Genomic DNA, 6,517 nt, shown 5'->3' with positions numbered 1-6,517 from the left:
ACAACCGGACCTGGCACCCCGACACGCCCCAAATCGCCACGGCGGCGGCTTGACACGGTCATTGAGAGTCCTTTCGGAATTACGTTGCTTTGTAATGTCTTTTCGAGCGCTTGAACCGGAGCCACGGGGCCGGCCGGCCGCTGCCCGACTCAGTTCGTCGCGGCATCGTCAGTGCTGAGTGGACCGTCGCCGGTATCGACCAGAAACACCGCGAGAAGTTCGGCAGGCTCTGTGGCACTGGCATTTTCACTGATGATGTGATGGGCACCGGGGTTCTCACTCCACGTTTCGCCGGCGCGATAGATCCGCGCCGGCTCCCCTTCGACCTGACTCCGGATCGCGCCGGACATCACGTACGCCATGATGAATGCCGATCGGGCGTGATGATGGGCGGCGCTTGCCCCGCCCGGCGGGTAGCTGACGGTCACCGCCTGCATCGATTTGCCCGGGGCGTTTGTCGGTTCATCGAAGACAGCACGTACAACGGGCTCTTGCGCTGAAGCCGCTGGCGCCGGTTGCGCATTGGCTGCGGGTGCGAGCGCCGCCGCCGCAAGCATGGTGGCGAGCAGCATCTTCACGGTCATTTTTGACTGACTCCTGTCGTTTCGATGATGTTCTGCGTGCGGGCCGGCTCATTCGGGCGATCGCACGGTGCCATGGACGACCGCGCCGATGGAGTCGGCCAGCGTCAGCACCGAAACACCGATCAGCACAACGTCTTTGATGAGAAACTGGCCGGTCATCGACAGCAGCGGGAATCCGCCCTCAGACGGCTCACCGACACCGGGAGTCGTGAACAAGAATGACAGCGTGCTCGCGAAGAGCAGCACTGCCACCGCGCTTCCGAACGCCGACAGTGCAGGGAACCAAGGCTTGGCAATGATGAGGAGCGCCGTGGCGATCTCCAGCACTCCCAGCATCGTCGAGAACGTCTCCACGCTGATCACGGTGTAGAGCCATCCCATGAAGGGGCTGTTGGCCACCAGCGGCTCGATGTTGTGCGCCTCGTACGGGTAGAACTTGCAGAATCCGATCCAGCCGATGACCAGCGCAAGCCCATAGCGGGCCAATATCCAGCCGGTCGATTTCACCGCCGGTTCCGCGTTCAGCAGTGCGGCTGAGAGGGTGTTCGCTTTGACCGCCATGTTCGTGGCTACCTTCCGTAGTGATCCTGTGCTGCGCGGGATGTGCAACACCAAGCAAAAACGGACTATATAGTCCTTTCTATTCCCCGGTTCCAACTTTCATCGAACTCCACCACGGGTCGTCTGATCATGCGAACCTCGATCAGATTGCGAGCGTGAATGCCGACTCAGGCCAACGTTGTGTGCGACGACCCACTCGCAACGCCTCCAAACTTGACCTCGGCATCGGGCATAAATGGACTATATAGTCCGTTATGCTCACGGCAAGAGGCGCACAGCGCCGCGAAAGCCACCCATCCCCTCGCCGGTAAGGAATCACCATGACCAATGACCTGACCATGACCAACACCGTCATCGAGAGCCTCGTGAGCCGCAGCACCACCAGCCACTACGACCCGGGATTCACATTGACCGACGACCAGATCGCCAATCTGATCCGAATCGCGACCACGGCACCGACGTCGTTCCACTTGCAGAACTGGCGTTTCATCGCCGTTCGAACGCCGGAGGCCAAGGCGCGGCTGCGGCCCATCGCATGGGACCAGCCCAAGATCACTGCCGCGGCGGTCACCTTCATCATCTGCGGTCAGCTGCCCGATCACATGACAGTGCCGGAGCGCCTCGCCCCCGTGGTGGAAGCAGGCATCATGCCGGCCGAGGCCGTGCCGCAGTGGCAAGAGTCAGCACGCGGTTTGTACGCCGGCCATCCGCAGCGCCAACGCGACGAAGCGCTGCGCACAGGTTCCATTGGCGCGACCGCGTTGATCTATGCGGCCAACGCGCTCGGTCTGGGTTCGACGCCGATCATCGGGTTCGACGCGGAAGCGGTCACCCGTGAATTCGCTTTGGCCCACGACGAAGTGCCGGTCATGTTGGTTTCGGTCGGCGCGAAGCAACCCCAGAACTGGCCGCAGAAGCCGCGCCGTCCGGTCAGCGATCTCTTGGAATTCGTTTAGCGACAGCAATCCAGCGGCGGAGTCGCACCGGCGATGCCGTCCGAAGTACGCATGCAAGTCGTTGGCGCCGAACACTTTCCACGCCACTGACATCCCAGGAGGCCAGCACAGCGGAACACCACAGTGAGCGAACCAGCCCAAACCACCCACTACACCGATCCTCGAAAGGAACGACGATGACTCATTTCACCCCCATCGAACCCGACACAGCTTCCGGCAAAGCCGCCGAGCTCCTGACTCAAGTGCAGAAATCGCTGGGCACGACTCCCAATATGACGAAAGCCATGGCACACAGCCCGACGCTCCTCAAGAGCTACCTCGCGCTGTTTTCCGCGGTGGGCACCGGCACGTTGTCCGCGGCCGTTCGCGCCCGTCTGGCAATCGCCACCGCGCAGCTCAACGGATGCGAATACTGCCTGTCATCGCACACTTACATCGGCGCCAGCGTCACCAAGGTCGACGCGGCCGAGCTCGAGAGCGCCCGGAAAGGACAATCCGCGGACCCGCATGTGGACGCATTGCTCAAACTGTCGAACAGCATCGCCGAGAACGCCGGTGATATCGACGAAGCCGACATCACCGCAGCCCTCGAGGCTGGCGTGACCGAGTCGGAAATCGGCGAACTGGTGGCCAACCTCGCGCTGAACACGATGACGAACTACTTCAACGTCATGGCGCGCGTCGACAACGATTGGCCGGTCGTGGCGCTCTGACCCGACAGCACTCGACCCGCAGATGAGCCGCAGGGCCTGCCGCCAGTCGGTGGCGGGCCCTGCGTCTGGCCGCGATGGAGCGCTTCGGTTTTCAGTGTCGGCGACTCAGCCCCTGGCCGCGGCAGTACCGCCCGATCCAGATGTGCGCACCCGGCGGGCCGCCGTCGATTTGTGCGACTTGGCTGACGAGTCGGACGCCTCACGCGCAGCCCCACGTCCGGCCGGCCGGTCTGCGGCAGCTTCGGTCAGACTTTCGATGTGGGCCAGCGCCATGTCGAGCGCGGTGGCCATCGGAGCCACGTCATGCTCGGCTTGAGCCAGCAGATACCCACCCTGCAGTGCCGCCATCAGCCCCGTGGCCAACGCGTCGGGGTCAGCATCGGACGGCAGGACGCCGTCCTCGATCATGCGCCGAAAACCGTTCGCCAGCAGTCCTTCCCAATTCGCGAAGTGTTGCGACAGCGACGTTCTGGCCTGGTCGTCTTGATCCGCAACTTCGATGACCAGGTTGCCCAGGGCACAGCCATAGGCACCGTCTTGCAGAGCGGCGCCCTGAATGAGGGCGTCGCGCCATCGCCGCAGGCCACTCATCGATTTCAATCGCGCCAAGCGTTGTCCTTCACGCTCCAGGACCTGCTCGCCGCGCAGCGCGACCACTGCGCGCACCAATTCCGGCTTACCGCCCGGAAAATGCTTGTACAGCTGAGACTTACTGGTGCCCGTCGCCGCCCGCACGTCGTCGAGAGTGACGGCGTTGACGCCGCGGACGTACATGAGTTCTGCGGCGGACGCGATCATCCGTGCGCGGGTCGCCTCTCCGCGGGCAGTTGTCCGCCGCGGCGTCTGCTGCTCACCGCTGGTCATCGGCGAAAGACTACCGGCTCAACTGACGACGTCGGCGCAGCTGGTCGGCACCTCGCAGACGTGTCTCGAGAACACGATCCCAGCCGCGTCATGCTCTTCACCGTCACCACAGCTCCTACCCTAGCCACGAGACCGGCGTAACTGCGACCCGTGCGGTATGCGCTCACGACTTGCCGGCTTCCTACCAGAGTAGCTCCGTCGGATGGACGGTGAGGTCCGCAAGAAGAATACCGTTCCGCTCAAGGCGTCACTTTTTCGACAGGCGACATAGCAGTTGTCGACGGTGGTGTCGCAGCACCGATCCACACATAAGGGACTATATAGTCCTTTTATGAGAGCGATCACTTGCCCGGGCGCTGCGCGCCGGTCCCACGTCACGAGGACATGGACGAAACCGCGAAGTCGGGAACACTACGGCATAGAAGTTTGAAACCCGCTGTTCGCCAGTGCATTTCACCATGGACGACTCTGCGGCGCCAGACCCGAATGACCTGGTCCGAGCATTACTGAGTGCTCAGAGCCGGCAATTATCTGTGGTCACCAGCGTCTCGTGCTTCGACGTGTGGCGCGACAGCCTGGTCGAAGGGAGCAGACAATCGGGCGACCCACCCGGCGGGGCATTGGGGGTGTTGATCGCACTGCTGGCCGATCGGAACGAGAGCATCCGCACAGCGGCCACAAGCTACTTCTCCGGATGGCGCCGACTACTCGCCACGACGATGCGACGGCTGCAGGAACGTGGCCGGCTACGCGCTGACGCCGACCCCGAAGCCCTCGCCACCGGTCTCGTCGCGGGAGTCCAGGGCGGCTACCTCCGGGTAAAAGCGAGCGGCGATCCCCATCACCTGGTCATGGCAATCGAGATGGCCCTGGAGCGCATCCGATCCTTCGCCGACCAGGGGTGACCCCGCGCCGGGGCATTCCTGGAGCGTTGCATCGGACCTGCCCTCGCCGGTTTCAAGTTCCGACGGCCGCCGCGCCCGATCGATCCTGTGCGCTAGATCACCGACGGACGGCATTCGGTTTCGGGGCCGGCTCCCGACTACACCTGCAGAACGTGTCCGACATTGCCGACGGATATCAGAACTGGTGTATTCAGGGGAATCGTCGTGGTGAACTTCGTACCGGGTGAACGGTCGTGGTGGCGTCGTTGCCGTTGGTGGCGGGTACCGGTGGCGTTGATGGTCACCATCGTGCTTTCCCTCTGCGGGATACTGTGGCTGGCCGGCATCGATCGCCCACGTTCAGAGCAACACGCAGGTGCGCCGCGCGCGCAGCAATTCGCCGACAGCCCGGCAGCGGTCATGGCTGCCGAGTCACTGACAACCCCACTGACACAGCATGTTCCGTGCGCGGGCCAATCCTTCGGCCCGGACACGCTGGTCCTGATGGCCAATGGCACCAAACGCCCCATCGCGGAACTCAAGGTCGGCGATCGGGTGTGGTCAGTCGACCCGGAAACCGGTCGCACCAGCGGTCAGCCGGTGGAGGCGGTCCTGGTCAACCACGACACCGACCTGCTCGACCTCACGATCACCAACGCCGCCGATGTCACTTCGGTGGTACACACCACCGCCAAGCATCCCTTCTACAGCGCGGCCCGGGCGCAGACAGAGCCGTCCGAGGTCTCCGAGCTGGCCGCCACCACTGGCGGAGCCATTCGGCCGGGAGCCGAATGGGTTGACGCGAAAGACCTGCGTCCCGGTGATCGGTTGACCACCCCGTTCCGGGACAGCGTCGCGCAGGTCGCAGGTAGCACTTCGGTATTCGGCACGGCCGACATGTGGGATCTGACGGTCGCGAACACCCACGTCTTCTTCGTCGCGACCGTGACCGCGGCGGTTCTGGTCCACAACTGCACCACGCAGTAGGCACGATGAATTCGGTTGCTGCCGTGGATATCAACTGATCCCGTAAGTAATGGGATCGGCGCGGGGTCATCGCGTCAGGGAGCCCGCCGTTGACCGGGGCGCATTCGACAACCGATACGCTGGGGTTGATTCGGCATAGGGAGCGGCCCGTGGTCACGTTGGACCGCCTAGCCAATGTGCTGGGCAGCTATGGCGTGCGATTGCGGTTTTGTCCTGTCCCGCGGTCCACGGAGTTGCGCAGCGTGGTGTTGCATGAACTCATCGAGGACCGCGCCGTCGTCGGTGACGTGCTGCTGGGTATCGGCGCGCAATCAGTGCAGCAGGCGGTGCACTGGGCGGCGCAAGCCCGTGCCGTGGTCGTACTCGTCCGCGCCGAGGGCGACGACGACACCGCATTCGCCGGTGCGGCCGAAGGTGTAGCCGTGATGATGGTCGACCCGGCGATGTCCTGGAGCGAGTTGGCCGCGGTCATCTTCGGGCTGGTCCTGGAGGGCCGTGAAACCGAATCCGGTCGCGGGCCAACGGATCTGTTCGCACTGGCCGACAGTTTGGCCGAGTCCGCGGGCGGGGCGGTCATCATCGAGGACCGGCTCTCGCGGGTCTTGGCGTACTCGCGGCGCCAGCGAGGCGCCGACCCGGCGCGGGTGGCGACCATCGTCGAGCGACAGGCACCGGAGGAGCTGCGGGCCTTCTTTGACGCTCGGGGTGTGTACGCGCATTTGGAGTCTTCTGACGAACCGTTGTTTGTCGGCCCGGACTCTGCTCACGGTGTGACCGGGCGCATGGTGGTGGCGGTGCGGTCGGGTCGTCAGCTCATGGGGTCGGTGTGGGTCGAGTGCGCGACACCGTTGGCCGGGGCCGCGCTCACTGCGTTGGCCGACGGGGCTCACACGGGAGGAATTGTCAATACCTGTGGATCGGCTTGTTTCAGGCGACCTCCGTTCCAGTTGATTCGGTCGGTGCCGAGT

Annotated in this window: 7 protein-coding genes and 1 pseudogene; 5 read left to right on the top strand and 3 right to left on the bottom strand. The window is 63.9% G+C overall.

Annotated features, from left to right (window positions below):
• Positions 1-149: 149 nt before the first annotated feature.
• Positions 150-584 carry a cupin domain-containing protein gene (locus tag ACJH6I_RS31495; protein WP_318987179.1) on the bottom strand — a complete coding sequence of 145 codons (435 nt, stop codon included), beginning with the start codon at positions 582-584 and terminating at the stop codon, positions 150-152.
• A 48-nt stretch (positions 585-632) separates the two neighbouring features.
• Positions 633-1,145 (bottom strand): DUF417 family protein, encoded by a 513-nt coding sequence (locus ACJH6I_RS31490; RefSeq protein ID WP_318987180.1) that lies wholly within the window; start codon positions 1,143-1,145, stop codon positions 633-635.
• 320 nt (positions 1,146-1,465) lie between these two features.
• On the opposite strand from ACJH6I_RS31490, the gene ACJH6I_RS31485 reads away from it, so the two are divergent.
• Positions 1,466-2,101: a nitroreductase family protein gene (locus tag ACJH6I_RS31485; RefSeq protein WP_318987181.1), complete on the top strand. Its 636-nt coding sequence runs from the start codon at positions 1,466-1,468 to the stop codon at positions 2,099-2,101.
• A gap of 176 nt (positions 2,102-2,277) precedes the next feature.
• Positions 2,278-2,814, top strand: coding sequence for a carboxymuconolactone decarboxylase family protein (locus ACJH6I_RS31480; RefSeq protein WP_061009748.1), 537 nt, complete (start codon positions 2,278-2,280; stop codon positions 2,812-2,814).
• A 105-nt stretch (positions 2,815-2,919) separates the two neighbouring features.
• Here the strand turns inward: ACJH6I_RS31480 and ACJH6I_RS31475 are convergent, their stop codons facing one another.
• Positions 2,920-3,678: a TetR/AcrR family transcriptional regulator gene (locus ACJH6I_RS31475; protein WP_064858425.1), complete on the bottom strand. Its 759-nt coding sequence runs from the start codon at positions 3,676-3,678 to the stop codon at positions 2,920-2,922.
• Positions 3,679-4,136: 458 nt separating this feature from the next.
• Between ACJH6I_RS31475 and ACJH6I_RS31470 the strand changes: the two genes are divergently transcribed.
• From ACJH6I_RS31470 to ACJH6I_RS31460, 3 genes and pseudogenes are all read left to right on the top strand, one after another.
• Positions 4,137-4,583 carry a TetR family transcriptional regulator C-terminal domain-containing protein gene (locus ACJH6I_RS31470; protein WP_131808714.1) on the top strand — a complete coding sequence of 149 codons (447 nt, stop codon included), beginning with the start codon at positions 4,137-4,139 and terminating at the stop codon, positions 4,581-4,583.
• Positions 4,584-4,982: 399 nt separating this feature from the next.
• A complete protein-coding gene (locus ACJH6I_RS31465; protein WP_406785179.1) occupies positions 4,983-5,549 on the top strand; it encodes a Hint domain-containing protein in 567 nt (188 codons plus the stop codon).
• Positions 5,550-5,698: 149 nt separating this feature from the next.
• A pseudogene (locus ACJH6I_RS31460) lies at positions 5,699-6,517 on the top strand (PucR family transcriptional regulator); the annotation flags it as partial.

The sequence above is a fragment of the Mycobacterium sp. SMC-13 genome, assembly GCF_045311035.1.
Lineage (GTDB): Bacteria > Actinomycetota > Actinomycetes > Mycobacteriales > Mycobacteriaceae > Mycobacterium.
The sequence above is the reverse complement of the archived record's forward strand: the minus strand, read 5'-3'. Positions and strand labels throughout refer to the sequence as shown.

Bases quoted from the DNA above. Each gene is read 5' to 3' on its own strand.
- ACJH6I_RS31465 (WP_406785179.1), top strand. From the start codon at position 4,983: ATGGCTGCCGAGTCACTGACAACCCCACTGACACAGCATGTTCCGTGC.
- ACJH6I_RS31470 (WP_131808714.1), top strand. From the start codon at position 4,137: ATGGACGACTCTGCGGCGCCAGACCCGAATGACCTGGTCCGAGCATTA.
- ACJH6I_RS31475 (WP_064858425.1), bottom strand. From the start codon at position 3,678: ATGACCAGCGGTGAGCAGCAGACGCCGCGGCGGACAACTGCCCGCGGA.
- ACJH6I_RS31480 (WP_061009748.1), top strand. From the start codon at position 2,278: ATGACTCATTTCACCCCCATCGAACCCGACACAGCTTCCGGCAAAGCC.
- ACJH6I_RS31485 (WP_318987181.1), top strand. From the start codon at position 1,466: ATGACCAATGACCTGACCATGACCAACACCGTCATCGAGAGCCTCGTG.
- ACJH6I_RS31490 (WP_318987180.1), bottom strand. From the start codon at position 1,145: ATGGCGGTCAAAGCGAACACCCTCTCAGCCGCACTGCTGAACGCGGAA.
- ACJH6I_RS31495 (WP_318987179.1), bottom strand. From the start codon at position 584: ATGACCGTGAAGATGCTGCTCGCCACCATGCTTGCGGCGGCGGCGCTC.